This is a genomic window from Phyllobacterium sophorae (assembly GCF_003010965.1).
In the GTDB taxonomy this organism is placed as follows: Bacteria; Pseudomonadota; Alphaproteobacteria; order Rhizobiales; family Rhizobiaceae; genus Phyllobacterium; species Phyllobacterium sophorae.
This window is the reverse complement of sequence record NZ_PGGM01000014.1, coordinates 1-21,365: the sequence shown is the minus strand read 5'-3', so window position 1 is coordinate 21,365 and position 21,365 is coordinate 1. Positions and strand designations below refer to the sequence as shown.

General features: G+C 58.0%; 16 protein-coding genes, 1 tRNA gene, 1 pseudogene and 1 riboswitch. Of the genes and pseudogenes, 10 read left to right on the top strand and 8 right to left on the bottom strand.

Going from position 1 to position 21,365, the window contains the following annotated elements; translation table 11 throughout:
- Positions 1–27: 27 nt before the first annotated feature.
- The 5 genes from CU103_RS23925 (at position 28) to CU103_RS23905 (ending at position 6,308) form a co-directional block, all read left to right on the top strand.
- On the top strand, positions 28–1,203 hold the full coding sequence (locus CU103_RS23925) for a polysaccharide pyruvyl transferase family protein (RefSeq protein ID WP_106666548.1): 1,176 nt from the start codon (positions 28–30) through the stop codon (positions 1,201–1,203).
- A gap of 46 nt (positions 1,204–1,249) precedes the next feature.
- Positions 1,250–2,425, top strand: a complete 1,176-nt coding sequence (locus CU103_RS23920) for a polysaccharide pyruvyl transferase family protein (protein ID WP_106666547.1) — start codon at positions 1,250–1,252, stop codon at positions 2,423–2,425.
- 42 nt (positions 2,426–2,467) lie between these two features.
- The gene (locus CU103_RS23915) at positions 2,468–3,574 is read left to right on the top strand and encodes a glycoside hydrolase (protein WP_245448973.1); all 1,107 of its coding nucleotides are present in this window, start codon (positions 2,468–2,470) and stop codon (positions 3,572–3,574) included.
- The gene (locus tag CU103_RS23910) at positions 3,571–4,731 is read left to right on the top strand and encodes an SGNH/GDSL hydrolase family protein (RefSeq protein ID WP_106666546.1); all 1,161 of its coding nucleotides are present in this window, start codon (positions 3,571–3,573) and stop codon (positions 4,729–4,731) included. The genes CU103_RS23915 and CU103_RS23910 overlap by 4 nt, the downstream gene beginning before the upstream one ends.
- Positions 4,732–5,060: 329 nt before the next feature.
- Entirely contained in the window at positions 5,061–6,308 is a 1,248-nt protein-coding gene (locus tag CU103_RS23905) for an adenylate/guanylate cyclase domain-containing protein (protein ID WP_106666545.1), read from the top strand.
- Positions 6,309–6,315: 7 nt separating this feature from the next.
- On the opposite strand, the pseudogene CU103_RS23900 reads toward CU103_RS23905, so the two are convergent.
- Positions 6,316–6,774, bottom strand: a pseudogene (locus CU103_RS23900) (transposase); the annotation flags it as partial.
- Between the two features lie 307 nt (positions 6,775–7,081).
- Between CU103_RS23900 and CU103_RS23895 the strand changes: the two are divergent.
- Positions 7,082–8,137: a GSU2403 family nucleotidyltransferase fold protein gene (locus CU103_RS23895; RefSeq protein WP_106666544.1), complete on the top strand. Its 1,056-nt coding sequence runs from the start codon at positions 7,082–7,084 to the stop codon at positions 8,135–8,137.
- Between the two features lie 180 nt (positions 8,138–8,317).
- Here CU103_RS23895 and gcvP read toward each other — a convergent pair whose 3' ends face one another.
- The 3 genes from gcvP to gcvT form a co-directional block, all read right to left on the bottom strand.
- Positions 8,318–11,116: an aminomethyl-transferring glycine dehydrogenase gene (gene gcvP / locus CU103_RS23890; protein ID WP_106666687.1), complete on the bottom strand. Its 2,799-nt coding sequence runs from the start codon at positions 11,114–11,116 to the stop codon at positions 8,318–8,320.
- 71 nt (positions 11,117–11,187) lie between these two features.
- Positions 11,188–11,556, bottom strand: a complete 369-nt coding sequence (gene gcvH / locus CU103_RS23885) for a glycine cleavage system protein GcvH (protein ID WP_106666543.1) — start codon at positions 11,554–11,556, stop codon at positions 11,188–11,190.
- A 5-nt stretch (positions 11,557–11,561) separates the two neighbouring features.
- Positions 11,562–12,680 (bottom strand): glycine cleavage system aminomethyltransferase GcvT, encoded by a 1,119-nt coding sequence (gene gcvT / locus CU103_RS23880; RefSeq protein ID WP_106666542.1) that lies wholly within the window; start codon positions 12,678–12,680, stop codon positions 11,562–11,564.
- 159 nt (positions 12,681–12,839) lie between these two features.
- Positions 12,840–12,937: riboswitch (glycine riboswitch) on the bottom strand.
- A 107-nt stretch (positions 12,938–13,044) separates the two neighbouring features.
- Here gcvT and CU103_RS23875 point away from each other — a divergent pair.
- A complete protein-coding gene (locus tag CU103_RS23875; RefSeq protein WP_245448972.1) occupies positions 13,045–13,275 on the top strand; it encodes a type II toxin-antitoxin system prevent-host-death family antitoxin in 231 nt (76 codons plus the stop codon).
- Positions 13,276–13,304: 29 nt separating this feature from the next.
- On the opposite strand, the gene CU103_RS23870 is transcribed toward CU103_RS23875, so the two are convergent.
- Positions 13,305–14,351, bottom strand: coding sequence for an adenylate/guanylate cyclase domain-containing protein (locus CU103_RS23870; protein WP_106666541.1), 1,047 nt, complete (start codon positions 14,349–14,351; stop codon positions 13,305–13,307).
- A gap of 165 nt (positions 14,352–14,516) precedes the next feature.
- Here CU103_RS23870 and CU103_RS23865 point away from each other — a divergent pair, with 165 nt between their 5' ends.
- Both CU103_RS23865 and CU103_RS23860 read left to right on the top strand, forming a co-directional pair.
- Positions 14,517–15,545, top strand: coding sequence for an ATP-binding cassette domain-containing protein (locus CU103_RS23865; protein ID WP_245448971.1), 1,029 nt, complete (start codon positions 14,517–14,519; stop codon positions 15,543–15,545).
- Positions 15,514–16,323 (top strand): ABC transporter permease, encoded by an 810-nt coding sequence (locus CU103_RS23860; RefSeq protein WP_106666540.1) that lies wholly within the window; start codon positions 15,514–15,516, stop codon positions 16,321–16,323. Before CU103_RS23865 ends, CU103_RS23860 begins: the two co-directional genes overlap by 32 nt.
- 133 nt (positions 16,324–16,456) lie before the next feature.
- Here CU103_RS23860 and CU103_RS23855 read toward each other — a convergent pair whose 3' ends face one another.
- The gene (locus CU103_RS23855) at positions 16,457–18,856 is read right to left on the bottom strand and encodes an aldehyde dehydrogenase family protein (protein ID WP_170117114.1); all 2,400 of its coding nucleotides are present in this window, start codon (positions 18,854–18,856) and stop codon (positions 16,457–16,459) included.
- A 40-nt stretch (positions 18,857–18,896) separates the two neighbouring features.
- Complete coding sequence (gene deoC / locus CU103_RS23850) at positions 18,897–19,901, bottom strand: deoxyribose-phosphate aldolase (RefSeq protein ID WP_162707380.1); 1,005 nt, start codon at positions 19,899–19,901, stop codon at positions 18,897–18,899.
- 247 nt (positions 19,902–20,148) lie between these two features.
- On the opposite strand from deoC, the gene CU103_RS23845 reads away from it, so the two are divergent.
- Positions 20,149–21,087: a threonine/serine dehydratase gene (locus CU103_RS23845; RefSeq protein WP_106666682.1), complete on the top strand. Its 939-nt coding sequence runs from the start codon at positions 20,149–20,151 to the stop codon at positions 21,085–21,087.
- Positions 21,088–21,177: 90 nt separating this feature from the next.
- On the opposite strand, the gene CU103_RS23840 is transcribed toward CU103_RS23845, so the two are convergent.
- A tRNA-Met gene (locus CU103_RS23840) sits at positions 21,178–21,254 on the bottom strand.
- Between the last annotated feature and the right edge of the window lie 111 nt (positions 21,255–21,365).

Sequence of the window (21,365 nt, the reverse complement as noted above, 5' to 3'; positions counted from 1 at the left end):
ACCACTAGAAAGGTTTTAGTGAACCCTATGAGCCCCAGAATTCTTCTAACCGGCATTCCAGGTCATCTCACGCGTCTCGTGCAGAGGGCGGATGACACTCACGTCTTTTACTCGGAAAAACAACCTCAGCCCGAAAGCAAGGAAGCGTATCTCCGAGAACTCAAGAATATCAGCAACACTGGCAATTATCTGATCGGAGAGGGGGCGCTGCGCGCCTTGTCCCCGGATGCCACTCACATTCCGTTCTGGCACCTTTACAACGCTGTAAACAACGGAACCGGCCTCGATAACATTAACAAGCAGTACGATATCTGCGTCTTTACCTGCGCCAACCTTCTGCGAAAAAGCCTCTCCGCTGACGCCGAGGCACTGGTCCTTTCCAAACTGGATATGCCGGTCGTCATGCTTGGTATCGGCATTCAGAGCCGGCCTGATCTAGAAGAATCGCTGCCAGAGGGCACGCAGCGGCTGTTGCAGGTCCTGAAGGAGAAAGAGCATTACTTCCTGACGCGGGGAGAAGAGACGGCTTCGTTTCTCAAGAGCCAGGGGTTTTCCTTCGTCAGGCCGGTGGGCTGTCCCTCCATGTATTTCATGCCGGCGAATGTCCGCCGGGCAATCCGCCGCCTGCCGGATGTGAAGGTGGGGGAGGGCCGTACAGTTTTCACCGGATATATGGGCGCAGCACTTGATACGATCGGCGATATGAATTCGCTTTCATCGGATGACGGGCGGTCATCATACGTTATTCAGGATGAGCTTCTGCATTTCGATATGCAGGTGGAGCCGAACGAAGATGGCCGTGTCTACGATTCTGCTTCGGGCGAGATGATCGGCGACCTTTCCTTCAAGGGTTCGGACGAGCTCAAAAAGAAAATCAAGGTTCATACCTTCTTCGATACCAACCAGTGGCGGGCCTGGACGTCTTCGATGGACTTTGCCTTCGGACGGCGTTTCCATGGCAACGTTATCGCGCTTCAGGCAGGTGTCCCGAGCCTGATCGTTGCAGTCGATGATCGCATGCGTGAGATGCTGAACTTCTCCGGGTTGCCAAAAGTCGAGGCCAATGACCTCAATGCAGCTAATGATCGCTCGGCATTTGTTGCCGATCATTTGGCAAATATGAATATCCCACAGGTAATCGAGAAATATTCTGATCGCGAGCGCAATTTCCGCTCGGTTCTAACTGAGATTGGCATCGGGTGATATCCCAACCCCGTGCCTTGACCCTCCAAACGTAAGATGGACAAACATGAGAATTATGATCACAGGCATCCCATCATATTTGATGCGGACCGTCGACAGCGTTTCCGGAGCGGCCGTGAAGCACCGCCCTTATTTCGAGAACGTTCGTACGAAAAAAGATGTCATTGACCAGGTCAAGAAAATCGCCAACACGGGCAACTACCTCATCGGGGAAGGTGCCGCCAATAGTGTGCGCGGTCATGACGTAACCTACGTTCCGTTCTGGCATCTTGCAAACAGCCTCAATTCCCCCGAGACGTATGAACGGCTGAACGAGAGTTTTGATCTTTGCCTGTTTGCGTCGGCCAATCTGCTCCGGCCAGGCTATGCGGCAATGACCGAGTCTTATGTCTTCGAGCGCCTCAACATGCCTATCGTTGTCATGGGCATCGGCATTCAGAAGAAGGAGAACCTCAAGAACGAGTTGCCCGAGGGTACCCATCGCTTCCTCAACGTTCTCAAGAAAAAGGAAGCTTTTTTCCTGACCCGAGGACATTTCACCGCTGAGTTCCTGAAAGCGGAAGGCATGAAGTACGTTCGCCCGACGGGCTGTCCATCGCTGTATTACGCGCCCGATGCGATGAAGCGATCGCTTAGCCGCCTTGCTGATCCGGAGCTTGCTGAATCGCAAAAAATCGCCTTCGGCGGCTATCTTGGCAGTGTTCCCGACACGATCGTCGATGCCCATGCGCTACTGCACAAGGACAGCACCGCGAGCTATGTCATCCAGGATGAGGTAATCGTCTACAACATGAACATGGTGGGGGACGAGACCACGGAAGTCTATGATCAGGCGGCAAGCCGCATTACGGCACCGACCGAGTACAAGCATGCCGAGAAATGGCAGCGCAAGCGCGACTATCTCGTTTTCTTTGATACGCACAAATGGCGTAGTTGGGTTTCGGGGCAAGACTTCTGCTTTGGTCGCCGGTTCCATGGTTCCATCATCGGCATGCAATCGGGTATCCCGGCTCTGATGATCGCGGTTGATGATCGCATGCGTGAGATGCTCGACTTTGTCGGTTTCCCGCACATCGAGGCATCGGTCTGGAATCGTGAACCGCAAAAGAAGGCCTACCTGCAGGACTTCCTCTCCAAGATCGACGTACCCGCAGCGATACACCGCTATTCTGCCTGTGAGGCGAATTTCAATGCAGCACTCAAGGATATCGGGATTCGATGACGGTTGTCTTCAATGACACAGGGTCTCCGGGAGTATGAGGCCATGAGATGGTTTCGGCGCGGCATCAGCAGGGGCATTTGCCTCGCTGTTGCCGCGGTTCTTGCCGCAGCGACTTTTGTTACGCCCTCCAGCGCATCAGGCGATGCCCGGTTTGGCGTTAATCGGGTCAACATCGCATGGCTTCCATCCCCTGAAAGAGAGAACATATTGGCTTCGATAGCAAACAACGGAATCAAGTCAGTGCGGTTGTCTTTAACCAAACCAATCGATGCCAGCATCGATGCGATCCGGATCGCCCATGAGAAGGGCCTCGCTATCCTGCTCGAGATACCGCTCAGCAATCCCGCGTATTTCCCCGCTGGAACGAAGCCACGATCTGGCCATGGACGTATATGGGACATGTATCGGCTCTCTGATATTTCTCCGGATCTATTCCGGTCGGCAGTCGGCGATGCCCTGAAGAAGATCGATCAGCTTGGCGTCCCTCTCGTTGCCGTTGAAACCGGCAACGAAATCAATTGGGGTGCCTACAATGGCGATCTCGAAGTCAAATCCAAGGCGAAGACAAGGACGGCCCGTTCGCTAAAGGAGCTCAACGATCTGCAAACTGTCGAGCGTGGCGCGGCGAACTACGTTCTGCTGCTGAAAGCGGTGCGCGAACAGCTCGCGATGACGAAATACAGTGCCGGGGCCAAGGTCATTTCGGCCGGACTGTCCGATATTCCTGTTGCCGACGCCGACCGTCGTGGCATTGACAGCATCGACCCGCCGGCCTTTACGTCGCTCCTGCAAAAGCATGGACTTGACAAAGTAGTCGATGGCTACGGAATCCACATTTATCCGGGCAGTGGCGGTTCATCCAGTGCCCGCGATCAACACATGAACCAAGCGCTCTCGATCTGTGGCACAAAACCCGGCGGCAAGCCGTGCTGGATCACCGAATGGGGCTTTAGCAACAAATCAACGTCATGTTCCGAAGATGATCATTCCCGCGAGCGCCTTGTTCGGGCAACCAAGAGCCGTTTTGAGGAACTGATGCAAGCTGGACGCGTCGAAGCAGCCTACTATTTCAATTGGGATGCAACACCTTATAGCGTTTGGCGCTGCGGCACGCTTTCCCCCGCCGGCAGAATGGCGGTGACGCCATGAAACTCAAGACTGTCATCATTGGCGGTTCGAACACCGTCATGCTGCCCGGCTACCTGCCGTCGCTTCTGTCTGCGATGGCACGGCGCGGCGTAGAACTTGACGTCACGGCAGATCTCGCGGTCGGCGGCACAACGAGTGCATTCGGACTCTACCAGCTCAAGATACACGACCAACTCGCCGATTGTGATCTGCTGCTGATCGAGTACGCGCTCAACGACGCTTTCGTGTATGGCGACGAGCGTCGTCCATTCCGACACTGGGCCCGGTTCTATGAAGGGATTGTCCGCTTCGCTCTTGATCGCAATCCCAACCTTCGGATTGCAACACTCGTTTTTGGCGCACGCAATGGCTCATTTTTAAATGCTGTCCCGTCAATCGATGCCGGCATTAACTACATCTCGCAATGGTACGATACGATCTGTGTCAACGTCTCGCAGCTACTGATGCAGCGCTACGGGCGGGAAGTTGTCGGCCATCCGAGCTTTTATTCCGATCAAGGGCATTATGCGCGCCCGGTGGCGACGACCATCGTTGCCAACCTGATAGCCGACCAATTGGAACCAGCGCTGCAAACGCCGCGTCATGGCGCTGCACTGCCGACAGCCATCGATCCGGAACACTTTGCTGGGGCGCGTGCACTTGACGGCACTCAGCTCGGCAAGAGGATGGGCAGACCACCGGTGGAGTACAGCAATCGCCGTTTCTCCGTCGCCGCGGTTGATCTTGGCCGGGACCGTTTGCGCTTTGAAGTTGAGAAGGGGCAACTTCTCGCTCTCGCCTACGTTTGCGAACCGCGGATACCTCCACTTGACATTCGTCTGGGCGACGATATTCATCGAGCTGCGCTCCTTAAGGGTGGTGTGCGGGACGGGACCTACAAGTTCCTTGTGTCGATGCTGAGTTTCGAATTCCTCTACGGCGCTGCACTCCTGGAAGCGCAACCTGCATTGTCACTAACGCTCGCGGGAGGCACTGCCGGCGTTGAGCATAAGTTGCATGTGCCGAAGGACAGTATCCGGCACGAAGAGATCCCCCCAGAACCTGCTCTTCCGATCGGCGGTCTTCTTTTCACCGGAAACCTGAAGGTCTGCGCCATCGAAAAGTTTGAGAATCCCACAAATCAACCTGAAGAACAGCGGGCCGCCGCCGCGGAATAACCCACGTATCGCAGATCGATACGATTTCTGATATGCGGCATCTCCGCGGCCCTTAAGCACGGACTGTTTAACTAAACGGATGACATCGTTCTCTCACGCAACAGCTTCGCTGCGATCGTGGAGGGTGGCGCTATCGTCAAACTTTAGCACACTGTTCGATACCCTTGTTCTGAAATTTTGTTCGCATTTACAACATGTTGAATCGCGCACTCATGATCACGGCGGGTTTGGCAAACAGCAAATTCCAACATTTACCGGGTGACCAGAAACCTTTGTCAAACAGGCGGAACGTGTTACCCCTTCGTCAAACCGAGTATGGGTGCGAAAGCATGACCGAAGCCGATATTGTTGAAATCGAAACCTGGCTCGATACCCAAGGCCTGTGTGGTACGTCTGAAACCGCATTGGTGAACGGCTTTTGCGAGCGCTGTATCGCAGCGGGCATCAAACTCGAACGTGCCAATGCGTTTGTTGACACACTTCATCCAATCTACGAAGGGCGGGTTTTCCTCTGGCGTAGAGACGGGGAGATTGAAAAACCAATTATAGAGTACGGTTCGTCCCAATCGGGCGAGAGTGCCGAAAACTGGCAGAATTCAACATTCTTCCATCTTTTGCAGATTGGTGAGGATGAACTGCGTCAGCGCCTCGAAATAATCGAGACGCCAGCTTTTCGGCATCTCGTCACCTTGAGAGACGAGGGGTGTACCGACTACCTGGCACTAATCCACCACTTTTCAAGGGAAGGCAGCATCGGCGAAATGGATTGCTTCTATTCGTCGTGGACAACGGACGACCCGCACGGTTTCGAGGATAGTGATATCACGGCGCTGAGGCGATTAACGCGCGGTTTGGCACTGGCGATTAAATGCGCCTCATTAACGCGTATCGTCCGAACATTGGCCGACGTATATCTTGGCCGTGATGCCGCACAGCGTGTGCTGGCTGGACGGATTAATCGCGGCGCCGCCGAGCGCATCGAAGCAGTACTCTGGTATTCCGATCTTAGGGATTACACCCGGATTTCCGATGCGGCAGCGCCCGATGCGATCATTCCGATGCTTAATGACTATGCCGAGGCCGTCATTTCGTCGATACAGGAAGCCGGGGGCGATGTCCTCAAGCTCATCGGCGACGGAACGCTGGCAATTTTCACACACGGCGAATCCGCGACGGCATGTACTGCGGCTCTGAAGGCACAGAAGGCATTGCGGAAGCGGCTCATCGGTTTGAACCAGACAAGGGAAGCTGCCGGCCAGCCGACAACAAAGGTCTATCTCGGTTTGCATATCGGCGAGGTGTTCTACGGCAACATAGGCAGCGACACCCGTCTCGACTTTACAGTTGTTGGGCCGGCGGTCAATGAAGTCAGTCGGATCGCATCGATGTGCCGGTCCGTCGACCAGGACATTCTCATTTCAGAAAGTTTTGCGGCGGCGCTGCCTGCCGAATTGCGCGCCAAACTTGTATGCGTTGGCAGGTTTGCGCTGAGAGGTGTGGGGAGGGCGCAGGAGCTTTTTACGATCGACCCAGCCATAGTCTACGAGAATTACCAAGGTGGAGCATCGGCACGCTAGCGGCGCGCCGATGCAGAATGTTGAGCTCTGGACTGAACCGGCGGCCATGGCGGCGTCGGACATGCCGTGGCCGGCGCCGGGCGCGTCGCTCCGGCAGGTGATGCCACAACCTGATCGCCTGGCCGTCCTTCGAATAGGCAAACCGGTAGATCGTTTCATGGCAGACCGTCATGCCATGCTGGCCGCCTTCCAGTTTCAGGCGGCCGGCGACCTGTTCTGGTGACCAGCCGTGGCGGATGCGCATGATCGCTTCGCGCAGTTGTGGCAGCCGCACGAGCTTGCGCAGACTGCGCCGCCGTTCCTTTGATCTGGCGTCGGCGGTCAGACCGTAATAGCCCGAAAGTTCACGCATCTCGGGATCCTCGAAGCGATTGCGCTTCAGCTCGCGAAAGATCGTTGAACGATGCCGTCCGAGTTTCTCGGCCATACTATCGACGCTGAGCTTCACAGCATGCCAGCGCTCGATCTAGCGACGTTCGTCGAGGGTGATCTGGGAATAGGGGCGAAACGGTCGGTTCATGGGCAATTCCTTTGCTGCGATGAGCCACTGTTATAACAAAGTCGCGCTTCGAATTAGCACCCACCGGACATTTTAACTTTGCGGCATAATGGAAATTATGGAACTGGCTGATAGCGCATTGAAATTGCTGAATATCCCCTGATCACCGTTTATCAGGCGTTCCGGGGATAATATTTGGAAAATCAGCTTTCTAGTTGAATGAAAATACGATATTATCCCTTTTTCGTTAAAATAATGTCTCATTGGGGATAACATGAATAGATTCAAAGAACTATCCTCAGAACAAATCCGTCAGCACGTTGATTGCGAACAGACTTACGAAGTTTATCACAAAAGCCTGAGAGAATACGAGCAGCGCTTTTCCGGGTCGATGTCGTGGAAGACAAGCACGAACGACAAGGAATACCTCTACAAAAAGACCAGCGGCATCTGGAAATCGCTGGGACCAAGATCACCGGAAACCGAGACGATCTACAGCCAATTCCATTCGGGCCGCGCAAATTCAAAGGAGCGTGTAACGCGTCTGGCACAACGCCTGGATGAACTTGCGCCGGTCAACCGGGCGATGGCGCTGGGCCGCGTGCCGCTTCTGACGGCGCGCATTGTCCGCGCGCTGGACAAGCTCGGACTAATCGGTACGGCGATTGATGTCGTTGGAACCAATGCACTTTTTGTCTATGAACGGCTGGCCGGCGTTCATATCAGCAGTGGATTACTTTCGACGCAGGATGTCGACCTGCTGATGGATTCACGTTTCAGCCTGCGGTTGATAGCCAAGGATTTCTCGAACAAGGGCCTGATCGGTCTGCTGCAGAAGATCGACCATTCCTTCGCGCCCCTGGCCAAGAACAGCTACCGGGCGGCGAACCGCGATGGTTTTCTTGTCGATCTTATCAAACCGACGCCAAAAAACCTCATGTCCACGGGCGGGAAATCGCGTTTCAGCGCTGACGCGGAAGATCTGCAAGCCATTGAAATTGAAGGGCTTTCATGGCTTGTTAATAGTCCGAAAACATCGGCTGTGGCCATTGATCAGCGGGGCTATCCGCTGAGCTATTCCACTCCCGATCCGCGGGCGTTTGCACTTCACAAATTGTGGCTTTCGCGGCGGGCTGACCGCGATGCCGCCAAAAGGGTACGTGACGGCATGCAGGCAAGGGTCGTCGCGGAACTCATCCGCACACGGCTGCCGCATCTTTCCTTTGAATCCAATGACTTGCAGGCCTTGCCACTTGCCTTGCGGCAACTTGCATCCGAGCTTTTGCCTGTCGAAAACGAGGAAGAGCCAAGTCTCACACCCAACTGGTGATATTCGCCTCGCTACAACCAAAGTTCCCCTCCAGGTTGAGAATCAGCGGCCACATTGAAGGATTCTTGAGCGATATTTCGACATTCTTCGGCACAAATGAGAAGAATCGTGGTCAAAAGCAGTCCCAGATCGCGCGATGGGGCGCCGCTGATCAATTCGGCGCCCCTTTATTGCCAAGGGTCAGTTATAAGCGTGCATGGGCGGACATGAGCAGACCAGATTGCGGTCGCCGGCAACATTGTCGATGCGCGAAACCGGAGGCCAGTATTTCGGGTTTTCCTCACTCTCGCCAACCGGCAGACTTGCCTCGCTGCGGCTATAGGGATGTGTCCAGTGATCGGCAAGAACATCCCCCGCCGGATGCGGGGCATTGACCAGCGGATTATCGTCCTTTGGCCAGGCACCGCTCGCCACCTTTGCCGCCTCGGCGGCGATGGCGATCATCGCGTCGCAGAACCGGTCGATCTCGCGCTTCGATTCCGACTCGGTCGGCTCAACCATCAGCGTTCCCGCAATCGGCCAGGACATGGTCGGCGCATGAAAGCCGTAGTCGATGAGGCGCTTGGCAATATCCTCGACGCTGATCCCCGCGCTGTCCTTCAGTACTCGTGTGTCCAGGATGCACTCGTGCGCCACACGGCCGTTGCGGCCCTTGAACAACACCGGGTACGTATCCTTCAGCCGATCGGCAATGTAGTTGGCATTGAGGATGGCCATTTCCGTCGCGCGTTTTAATCCAGCCCCGCCCATCATGCGGATATACATCCAGGTGATCGGCAGGATAGACGCACTGCCGAAGGGTGCCGCCGAAACCGCATGACCAGAACCCTTGGCGACATGGCCAGGCAGGAAGGGCGCCAGGTGTTTCTTGACGCCGATCGGACCGACGCCCGGTCCGCCGCCGCCATGGGGAATGCAGAAGGTCTTGTGCAGGTTCATATGGCAGACATCGGCGCCGATATCGCCGGGGCGGGCGAGCCCAACCAGCGCATTCAAATTCGCGCCGTCGAAATAGACCTGCCCGCCATGGCCATGGATAATTGCGCAGATATCCTTCACACCTTCTTCGAACACGCCATGCGTCGACGGATAGGTGATCATCAGCGCCGCAAGGTTGGCGCTGTGCAGTTCTGCCTTGGCCTTCAGGTCCTCCAGATCGATATCGCCCGCCTCCTCGCAGGCAACGACGACGACCCGCATGCCAGCCATATGCGCGCTGGCCGGATTGGTGCCATGCGCCGATTCCGGAATGAGGCAGATATCGCGGTGAGCATCGCCACGATCCAGATGATAGCGGCGGATTGCCAGCAAGCCCGCATATTCACCCTGGCTGCCGGCATTGGGCTGGAGCGAGACCGCATCGAAGCCGGTGATTTCTGCAAGCCATGCTTCCAGATCGTCGGTCAGGGACTTGTAGCCAAGCGCGTGACCGGCCGGTGCAAAGGGATGCACATTGGCAACGCTCTGCCAGCTGACAGGCAGCATTTCGGCCGCGGCGTTCAGCTTCATCGTGCAGGAACCGAGCGGGATCATGGCACGGTCCAAGGCAAGATCCTTGTCGGCCAGCCGCCGCAGGAAGCGCATCATCTCCGTTTCGGAACGCTGCTGATGAAAAACCGCCTGCGTCATGAAACCTTCAGCCGGCCGGGTACCGGGCAAATTTGACCCCGGATCGTTCGGGAGGTTCGCGCCGAACAATGTAGCCAGAGCGACAAGGTCATCTTCGCTCGTGGTCTCGTCCACCGTTATGCCGAGATGGTCCTGATCGACGATGCGGAGCAGGCGCCCGTTCTTCTCGGCAGCGGCAGCAATGGAAGCCGCCTTGCCGGGAACATTGACCGTTATCGTGTCGAAGAAGCGCGTGCCGCCAAGCCTCAAACCAGCGGCTTCCAAACCAGCCGCCAGGCGTGCGGCCTGGGAGTGCACGCGCGCCGCTATCGCCCGCAGCCCCTGCGGACCATGCCAGATGGCGAAGGACACGGCCATATTGGCAAGCAATGCTTGCGCGGTGCAGATGTTGGATGTCGCCTTGTCGCGGCGAATATGCTGTTCGCGGGTTTGCAGGGCGAGACGGTACCCTGCCCTTCCCTTGCTGTCGACCGATTGGCCAACCAAACGACCCGGAATAAGCCGCGTCAGGGTATCACTAACGGCAAGATAGGCCGCGTGTGGTCCGCCGTAGCCGACCGGCACACCGAAGCGTTGCATGGAACCAGCGGCAATATCCGCGCCAAGCGAAGCCGGCGAAGCACTGATCGTCAGTGCAAGTGGATCAGCGACGGCAATAACCAGCGCACCTGCTGCCTTTGCGGCCTTGATGGCGGCGGAATGGTCGCCATAGACGCCATAGGTGTCCGGCCACGGGACGATGATCGCAGCAACCTGCGCGTCGATCTCACCGCCATTCACGCTCATCCCGAGCGGTTCCGCACGGGTCCTGACGACATCGAGAATCTGCGGATGCACGTCGCCAGCAAGCACGATGCGCGCACGCTTTTCGCGATGGTGGCGATAAGCGATGCCGACCGCTTCGGCGACGGCAGTCGCCTCATCAAGCAACGAGGCGGATGCAACCGGCAAACCCGTCAGTTCGGTCACGAGCGTCTGGAAATGGAACAGCAGCTCGAGCCGTCCCTGGCTGATTTCGGATTGGTAAGGCGTATAGGCCGTATACCAGGCGGGGTTCTCGAAGAGATTGCGCTGGATCACCGCAGGCACATGGGTGCCGTGATAGCCTTGGCCAATGAAGCTCTTGTGCGTCTTGTTCTGTCCCATCTTGGCGGCGAGTTCCGACAATGCTTCGGCCTCGTTGACTGCCTCGGGAATATTCAGCGGCCGTTCCAGCCGGATGGATTTCGGCACGGCCTGCGAAATCAGGGTTTCGAGCGAAGGAATACCCAGCGCTGCGAGCATTGCTCGAGAGCCCTGAATACTGGGGCCGATATGACGGTCTGTGAAAGGGAATATTGTATTGTTCATGGTGCGCCTTCTTGCCTGCAATTCAAAGCCCCCTGCCGCTTCGCAGCCGCACGAAGGGGCTCCTTCCATTCCTATCCGATAATCGCCGTGTAACCGGCCTCATCCAGCAGGCCGGCCAACTGGCCGGTGTCGGACAGTTTCATTTTCCACAGCCAGCCATCGCCGGTCGCCGAGGAATTGACCAGCGCCGGATCGCTGGCGGCGGCTTCGTTTACTTCAGTGACTTCACCATCGACCGGCGCATAGACATCGGACGCTGCCTTGACGGATTCAACCACGACAGCGGCGTCGCCCTTCGCGAGAACCTGACCGACATCCGGCAATTGCACAAAAACAAGATCGCCCAGCTGGTCTTGCGCATGGTCGGTAATGCCGACGGTGGCAATCCCGTTCTCGACGCGGACCCATTCGTGATCTTCGGTAAAATATGTGGCTGCCATCTGTATTATCCTTTGTGATAGCGATGTGGAGTGAAGGGAAGTGGATGAACGTGCAGGGCAATGCGATTGCCTCGCACGTCTGCAAAAACCTGGGTCCCTATCGGGGCGAAATCCTTGCCGACATAGCCCATCGCAACGGGATAACCAGCCGAAGGTCCAAAGCCGCCCGATGTCACGACACCAACCGTGTTGCCGGCGGTATCGACCAGGATCGAATCGGAGCGCACCGGCTGACGGCTATCGGGCTTGAGGCCCACGCGCTTGCGCCTGGGGCCCTTGGCGATCTTGTCGAGAAGCGCCGTGGCGCCAATGAAACCGGCCTTTTCGCGGACAGGCTTGGCAATCGCCCAGGTCAGACCGGCATCGACCGGATCGATCTCCGGAGTGATATCATGTCCATGCAGGCACAGCCCGGCTTCCAGCCGCAGACTGTCGCGCGCCGCAAGCCCAACCCACTCCACCCTTTCGTCGGCAAAAAGCGTGGCGACGAGTTCCCGCGCCGCATCCGCTGGCAAGCCGATTTCGAAACCATCCTCGCCGGTATAGCCCGAGCGGCTCATGAACCAGCCAGGCTTCGGCTCGAAGCCGTGCAGGAAGGAAAGCTCTGTACCGGGAATTCCGGCCACGCGCAGCACATCCGCCGCCTGGGGCCCCTGGATCGCCAGGAATGCGCGATCAAGCGCATTGATCCTGCAGTCAAAGCCCTTCGCAACCTCGCGCAAGTGCGCCTCGTCTGCCGCCGCATTCCCGGCATTCGCGACGACCATGAAGTGGTCTCCGCCCAGCCTCGTGACGATCAGGTCATCGAGAATCCCGGCCTGCTCGTTGAGGAAGAACGTGTATTTGGACTGTCCGGTCTCGAGGGAACCCGCATCGAGCGGACAAGCGCGGGAAAGCAGTGCCACGGCATCGGGTCCGGCCAGATCAAACAACTGCATGTGCGAGATGTCGAACAGCCCTGCCTTCTCCCGGGTGTGCAGATGCTCCTTCATCACCCCCAGCGGATAGGTGATCGGCATGGACCATCCCGCGAACCCGCCAAAGCGCGCATTGGCAGCTTTGTGCATATCCTCGAGAGGCAGTGATTTCAGATCTTGTGATTGATGGTTTTCGTCGGCGCCCATTTTTACTCCAGAGACATGCAAAGACCTCCGTCACGACGACGGATCGTATCTTTACCCCTCTGTCGGAAGCCTGAGAGACTCGCTCAAACCAGAACGTCCCCGTTCTGCCTGAACTTACACCTTCGGCGCGAGGTTTCCCTCGACTTTCCAGAGTTGCCTTATCTGCTTGCGGTTCCTGGTACCTGAGAGATTTCGGGCGATTTCCCCTTCGGTGGACCTTTACATCGCTGCAAAGGACACTCTCCCGCAAACTGACAGGGTCTTTGATTTTGCAAATCGCAGACCCTCGACAGAAGGAAACATAGCGCACCCGCATCAAGCTGTCATCGTCCAAACCGCGGATTTGCCGCTTTGTGGACAGAAATTGTCGAAGCGGGGATATTGTGCCGACCTTCTGGCCAAGGTCGAAGCCGGAGAAGAGGGTGTCATTTCACGAGGTGACAAGCCTGTCGCCAAGCTCACGCATATTCCGGGGATTTCATATCGGTCAGACGTCAACGCTGCGATTGAGGCAATTCTGGCTGCGCAGCAAGAGCAAAAACAAAAGACCACGCCGGAAGAGATTCGAGCCTGGATAGAGGAAGCCCGGCGTTAACGCTGGCGCGAGCTGGGGCCATCGACGTGCTAGGCCGGCTGAACGGAGCCCCTTGAAAGCTGTTTATCGCGGGTCAGGGCGATCACACCCAGCGATTGCCCCCTGCCCCGCACAGCATGTGCGCCCAGATTTTCTGACTTGATATCACCGGAGAGTTTCATGCGGCTTGCGAGTTCGTTCGAGATCAGCACCGGCGATTCAAGCGTGCGGCACAGGCTTTCGAGACGAGCGGCGGTATTCACGGTATCGCCGAAATAGGTGATCTTGTGGTGATCCACGCCAATCTCCGCAGTGATGACCGAACCGCCGTGCAATGCGGCGCGCAATTGCGGGATACGACCAAAGTCCCTCAACCATTTTTCCCTGTTGGCTTCGATCGAATCGAGAATATCGAATACACAATGAATGCATCTGCCCTTTCTGATGCCGCGGCGCATCGGCCAGGTGATGATTGCAGCATCGCCGACATAATCATCGATCGTTCCCTTGCGGCGGCGCACAGGTTCGGCGAAGGCAGCGAACAGCGCACTGAGGAATTGTTGCGCCCGCAGGTCGCCAAATTCTTCGGCGAAGGATGTCGAACCGACGAGATCGATGAAAAGGAAGATACGTTCCTCCTCAATGGGCCTGCGGTAGCGTCCGAAGAGCAGGCTGACGAAAATACCGCGGCCGAGCAATTCGCGGATGCGCGTTACGAAGCTTAGAATAGCCGAAACGCCCAATGCATAGAACACGACATTTTCCGGCAGCATTGTCGCTTCAGCCCAGGTGGTTTCCTGCAGGAACCCCAGCCACCACAGCAAGCTGCCGCAGACCGTGAAGCCGATATTTATCAGGGCATAATAGACAAGGAAGGTGAGGACGATATAGACCGGTGTGGATCTGGCACTGATCCACGCATAGAGGCGTGGAAAGATGGCACCACGCTCGAATGCAATAATGGGCACACACACGAACAGGGCGAATATCGCCCCGATCGCCGACGATCGCCCATAGAACAGGATGCCGTAGAGCACGCCGCTGGCGGCGATGGCACAGACCGCAAATATCCAGAAACCGAACGAGTATTTTCTCATGGTTCGATCAGTACGATTTGAGCACGAGGAACGTCAACAACCTGACAGTACAAACCCCAGCGCAGGTCGCGTCACTTTGACATGAAACGCCAGCATTGATATCAGTGTCGCGCTCACGCCGCCGCCATTTCCAATTTGACGAAGTTGCAAATAGAAAAGATCGTGATGATGCGCCACAGTAGGCTGGCGACGAAAGATGCGGAATCAGCTGCGATCGAAGCACGCGGCCTGACCAAACATTTCGGCAACGTGCGCGCCGTGGATGGTATCGATCTGGACGTTCCGCGCGGTATGATTTTCGGCATTCTTGGCCCAAACGGCGCAGGCAAGACCACATTGCTGCGGATGCTCGCAACCTTGCTGCCGCCGGATGCCGGCTCCGCCAAAGTGCTTGGATACGACCTCGCGGCCTCGCCGCATGAAGTACGCGGATCGATCGCCATGACCGGGCAATTCGCTTCGCTCGACGAGGATCTGACCGGACGGGAAAACCTGATCCTGCTGGCACGGTTGTGGGGCTTTCGCGGCCAGGCGGCGAAATCCCGCGCTGGCGACCTCCTGAACGCCTTCGATCTCGCCGACGCATCGGCCAAGCAGGTCAAGGATTATTCCGGCGGCATGCGTCGCAGGCTTGATATCGCCGCCTCTCTGGTGGTGACGCCAGGCGTACTTTTTCTTGATGAACCGACGACAGGGCTCGACCCCAAGGCGCGCAAGAGCGTGTGGCGCATGATCCGTTCCCTCGCCGAGGCTGGCGTCACCATCCTTCTCACCACGCAATATCTGGAAGAGGCCGATCAGCTCGCCGCACGCATCGCGGTGATCGACCACGGCAAGAAAATCGCCGAAGGCACCAGCCGCGAATTGAAGGCGGCGACGGGATCAGGATTTCTGCATTTGAACCTCGTCGAGACCGGCCGGCTTGGCGAGGCGAAGCGCCTGCTCGAGGAGAAGGTCGGCGGTAACGTTCAACGCAGTGCGGAAGGGACAACATTGTCGATCATGGTCGATACCCCGCAAAAGGCCAATCGGGCATTGGCTGCGCTGATCGATGCGGACATCGAGCTTGCTGATTTCTCAATGGGCGCACCGAGCCTTGATGAGGTGTTCTTCGCGCTGACCGGTCAGAGCACCGAACCCCGCCTGTCACCGGAGAGGTCTGATGGATGGAGCAGAAATCGGCTGCCGCGCTGATCCTTGCGAAGCGTCCGGCCAACCCTCGGCGCTGTCGAATGCGCTCGTCTTCGGCTGGCGGGCGGTGCTCAAATTCAAGCACATCCCGGAGCAGCTCTTCGATCTTGTTATGAGCCCGGTCATGTTCACGCTGCTGTTCACCTTCGTGTTCGGCGGGGCGCTGCCGGGATCGACCGATACATATCTGCAATATTTCCTGCCCGGCATTCTCGTGCAGACTGTCGTATTCAATTCGCTGTATTCCGGCATGGGATTGAGCACCGACCTTGGCGAGGGGTTATTCGACCGCTTCCGTTCCTTGCCAATCTGGTCGCTCTCGCCATTCGCCGGACTGATGGTCGGGGATATCCTGCGCCATCTCATCGCGTCGCTGATCATTCTCTTCATCGGCATCCTGCTTGGCTACCGGCCGGAAGCGGGAATTCCCGGTGTCGTTGCTGCGCTGCTCCTGCTCCCGCTTATCGGCTTCGGGTTCGGCTGGATCTTTCTGGTGCTCGGCCTGATCATGCGCACACCCAATACTGTCATGACGATGGCCTTTACCGGGATCATGCCGCTGGTTTTCGCGTCAAACATCATGGTGGACCCCGCGACAATGCCCGGTTGGTTACGCGTTTTCGTCGAGGTCAATCCGGTATCGCTCATGACGACTGCCATGCGCGGGCTTCTGGCGGGAAATGTCACCCTGACGCAGTTGGGGCTGGCCCTGCTGACCCCTGCCCTTCTGACTGCCGTGCTCGCCCCGCTGACCCTTTGGCTTTATCGCCGCCGCAATTAGGCGTTGATCATTCACATGCTGGAATTCAGGCCGATGAGCCAGCGGGTTGGTTTCGAGTCCCCAGTGCAGTGGACCGTTCGTCCATAAGCACCGGGGATCGGGAAGGCGCATCCCTGGCCATCAATGTGAACCCTCATTCGCCGTAAGGGACCCAGATGTTCTTCACCTGAACGGCCCGGCGCAGAAAGTCCTTGCCCAGGCCTTGGCTGTTGCTGAGCCAGTCGCGCTGGCGGCCATTGTTGATCCAGGTCGCCTTCAGATTGCCGCATGAGGCTATCTCGACCATCGTGCTGCCCTCTTTCGAGCCGGCATACCAGATCGCATCGACCTCATCGTGCTCCGCCAGTGTTTTTGCCAGGACGTCACGCTCGCCGGTGACGATATTCACCACGCCGCCAAGCACATCGGAGGTGTCGAGCACCTGATAGAAATTGGTGGCAAGGAGTGGATGACGGGCCGAAGGCACTGCGATTACCCGGTTGCCCATGGCAATCGCGGGAAGCACCAGCGAGACGAAGGACAGGAGCGGCAGTTCGTCCGGGCAGACGATGCCCATGACGCCCCAGGGTTCGTTCATCGCCAGCGTTACGTGACGCGACTTGGTGGAATGCACGGCGCCATCATATTTGTCGGCCTGCGCGGCATAATAGAATATCCGGCGCAAACTGACCGCGAATTCTTCCGATGCGGCCCTGGCGGAAACCCCGGTACTTGTCGCGAGCAGCGCTTCGAACTCGGCCTGGCGGGTGCTGAGGTTTTCGCCGAGATAGTACAGCACCTGCGCGCGGTTGTGTGCCGTTGCGCCGCCCCACGAACCGGCCTTGGCGGCGGCTTCCACGGCGTTGCGAATATCCTTGCGGTTACCGAGACCAGCCTGACCGATGACCTGACCGCCCTTGCCGATAACTGAATAAGAGTAACCACTGTCTGGCCGCGATTGCTTGCCGCCGATGTAGTTTTTCGCCGTACGGTCGATCGTGCCGGCGGCTGCGATTTTCGCGTCACCATCCGGCGCAGCGGCAGGTTTGAAAGCGGTTTCCGCCTTGACCAGCGGCAGGCGCTTTTCCCAATCCGCGGTCAGATATTCGTAAAGACCTTCACGGCCGCCTTCGCGGCCGAAGCCACTTTCGCGATAGCCGCCGAAACCGGCGCCTGCATCAAGCAGGTTAGTCGAGTTGATCCAGATGACACCTGCCTTGACGCGCGCCGCCATGTCGAGCGCGAGATTGATGTTTTCCGACCAGATCGATGCGGCGAGGCCATATTTCGTATTGTTGGCAAGCGCAATCGCTTCATCCGGCGTGCGGAAGGTGCTCGCGGTCGCAACGGGCCCGAAGATTTCCACTTCGCACACCGTCGAAGTAGGTTCCACATCGGTGAAGAAACCAGGTGCGAAATAGCTGCCCTTGGCCGGGAGCCTGACGGGCGCCTGCCACAACTTACCGCCGTCAATCTTGCCCTGTTCGACCAGCGCGGTGACGCGCTTCAGCTGACCGGCCGAGACAAGCGCGCCAATATCCATGGCCTTGTCGAGCGGATCGCCGACACGCAAGGTTTCCATGCGCTTGCGCAGCTTGTTGTAGAAGCGCGGCGCGATGCCTTCCTGGACAAGGATGCGCGATCCGGCACAGCAGACTTCGCCCTGGTTGAACCAGATCGCATCGACAACGCCCTCCACCGCACCATCCATGTCTGCGTCTTCGAACACGATGAAGGGTGACTTGCCGCCAAGCTCCAGCGACAGTTTCTTCTCCGAACCGGCGATCTGTTCACGGATGATGCGGCCGACTTCGGTCGAGCCGGTGAAGGCAACCTTGTCGATGTCGTCATGGCCGCAGATCAGCGCGCCCGTTGCGCCATCGCCGTGAACAATGTTGACGACGCCGGCAGGCAGCCCGATCTCGTGGCAGACTTCGGCAAAGGCGATCGCAGTCAGCGGCGTCAGTTCCGCTGGCTTCAGCACGACCGTATTGCCGGCGGCAAGAGCTGGGGCGATCTTCCATGCCAGCATCAGCAGCGGGAAATTCCACGGAATGACCTGCCCGCAGACACCGACGGGCGAGAATCCCTCGAACTCCGTCTCGATCATCTCGGCCCAGCCGGCATGATGGTAGAAATGCCGTGCAACAAGCGGAATATCGATGTCGCGGGTCTCGCGAATCGGCTTGCCATTGTCCATGGTCTCCAACACGGCAAAGAACCGCTCGCGTTTCTGAATATGGCGGGCTATGGCATAGAGATATTTCGCACGCTCATGTCCAGGCAGCTTCGACCACTTGGCGAAAGCATTGCGTGCGGCTTTCACGGCGGCATCGACATCCTCGGCCGCGCCATGCGCTACTTTTGCCAGGACCGCGTCATTGGCCGGATTGATCACAGCGAAGGTCTTGTGTCCGCCGACGCCGGTGAACTTGCCGTTGATGAAATGGCCAAAGCCTGTTGCGTGCGTCTCGAGCCAATTGCGAACGTCGGTATCGCTCTCCGGTGCGGGGCCATAATCCATGGTGCGAAGAATGTCCTTGATCTGTCCCATGTCAGAGCCTTTCCCGGCCATATTGGCCGCATTCTGTTCCTCAGGCGAGCGCGTGGCGCGAAGACGCGGCGTAGCGGCCCGTCACATAATGTTCCAACTGACGCTCGATATCGCCGAGCATCGAACTCGCTCCGAGACGGAACAGATCCGGCTGCAGCCAGGGCAGCCCAAGCTCTTCCTTCATCAGGATCAGCCAGTTCAGGGCGTCCTTGGCGGTTTTCATGCCGCCGGCCGGCTTGAAGCCGACCGTCTGGCCTGAAAGTTCGCCATAGTCGCGCAAGGCGCGCAGCATGATCAGGCTGACGGGAAGCGTGGCATTCACCTCTTCCTTGCCGGTCGACGTCTTGATGAAATCGGCACCGGCCTGCATCGCCACCATGGAGGCGCGGTAGACATTGCGCAGCGTGTTGAGATCGCCGGTGGCCAGAATGGCTTTCATGTGGGCTTCGCCGGATGCTTCGCGCATCTGTGCGATCTCGTCGTGGAGCGCCGGCCAGTTCTGCGTCAGCACATGTTCGCGCGTGATGACGATGTCGATTTCAGCGGCGCCTTCGCCCACCGCATAATGGATTTCGGCAAGGCGCTGTGGCAGCGGCGTCAGGCCGGCTGGAAAACCGGTTGCCACCGAAGCGACGGGAATACCCGAGCCGTGCAAAGCCTTTACTGCGTGCGGTACCATTGTCGGGTAAACGCAGACGGCTCCTACCCGAATGTTCTCATCGGCGAGGCCCAGCGCCTCGAGAATATCGTCGCGAACGGGGCGTTTCGCCTTGGCGCACAGACGGCGGACACGGCCGGGCGTATCGTCACCGGCAAGCGTGGTGAGATCGATGCAGGTGATCGCCTTGACGAGCCAAGCGGCCTGATACTCCTTCTTTACGGTCCGGCGCGTCGTCAGCGTCGCGGCACGGCGTTCCGTCGCCGAACGGTTGACGGCGATGTCCTCGAACCATTCCGGCTTTAGTTTGGTGCCGGTGTTGCGCGCATGGGAATGTGCCAGCTGGATTTCTGTTCCATTTGAAACCACTGCATGTTGCGTGTTCATCCCCGACCCTTCCTGTGATCGATCAAGCGATTGAGCGGGGTGGCGGCAACGATGACAATACCGGTGCCAGCAATCTGTAGAAGCGGCCCAATCCGGATTGACTATATTACCAACAACCCCAAGCTGCAAAGAAAGTGGCTGGCCATTGCCGAAACCGCGCACGGCGGAAAGTACGGCGATGGTGCTTGCCTTTTGCATCGCGCAGGAAATATGTTCGCTCAGTCCCCTCAAAGCCCCGAGTCTTCCCATGCCCGTCCAGATAACGCCTGAAAGCATCGCTGGAGTCGAGCATCTGATCCGCCCGCACATCCGCCACACGCCGGTCCTGCGCGTCGACATGACCGATTTCAATCTTGTCTCCCGCCCCGTCGATCTCAAGCTTGAATGTCTGCAGCATTCGGGATCGTTCAAGGCGCGTGGCGCTTTCACCAACCTCTTGACCCGGACCGTGCCGGAAGCCGGGGTCGTCGCTGCCTCCGGCGGCAATCACGGTGCTGCGGTTGCCTATGCCGCCATGCGGCTCGGCGTCCCCGCCTCCATCTTTGTCCCTGGCGTCACCTCCCCGGCCAAGGCAGAACGCATTCGCAGCTATGGCGCCAGGCTGGTTATCGGCGGCGACCGCTATGCCGACGCTCTGGCCGCCAGTGAACGATTCGCTGAAGAAAGCGGCGCCCTGACGATCCACGCCTTCGATCAGCCGGAAACGCTGCTCGGCCAGGGAACACTCGGCGCGGAGATCGAGGCCGATCTGCCGGGAATCACCACGCTCCTGGTGGCGGTGGGTGGCGGTGGCTTGATCGGCGGCATTGCCGCCTGGTTTCGTGGCAAGGTGAAGATCGTGGCCGTCGAACCGGAACGGGCGCCGACCCTGCACCGCGCTTTGGCAGCCGGAGAACCCGTGGACGCGCCGGCCGAAGGCATTGCCGCCGATTCGCTTGCGCCCAAACGTGTCGGCAAATTGATGTTTCCAATCGCTGCGGCTTTCGTGGAACGCTCGGTGCTCGTCACCGACGATGATATCCGCACAGCGCAACTGGCGCTGTGGGACAAGGTTCGTATCGTCGCCGAGCCGGGTGGCGCTGCAGCGTTCGCCGCTCTGCTGTCGGGAAGATACTCGCCGGGGCCGGATGAGCGCGTCGCCGTCCTCGTCTGCGGCGCAAATACGACCGCTGTGAAGTTCGATTAAACTCGAGACATGTCACCTTGGCCTCTAAACGCCAAAAACCCCGCTTGAGCGGGGTTTTGCTTGGAGAAGCTGGTTTTGATGGCATTGATGTGGTTGCGGGGACAGGATTTGAACCTGTGACCTTCAGGTTATGAGCCTGACGAGCTACCGGGCTGCTCCACCCCGCGCCACCATCCGGCTGTTGACCGGAATTGTCTGTGGCTTTTGCGTGTTTTGCGTAAGTTTGATCTTACTTTGTTTGGTCTGCAAAAGCAAAAGGCCGCCCTGCATTGAAAGCG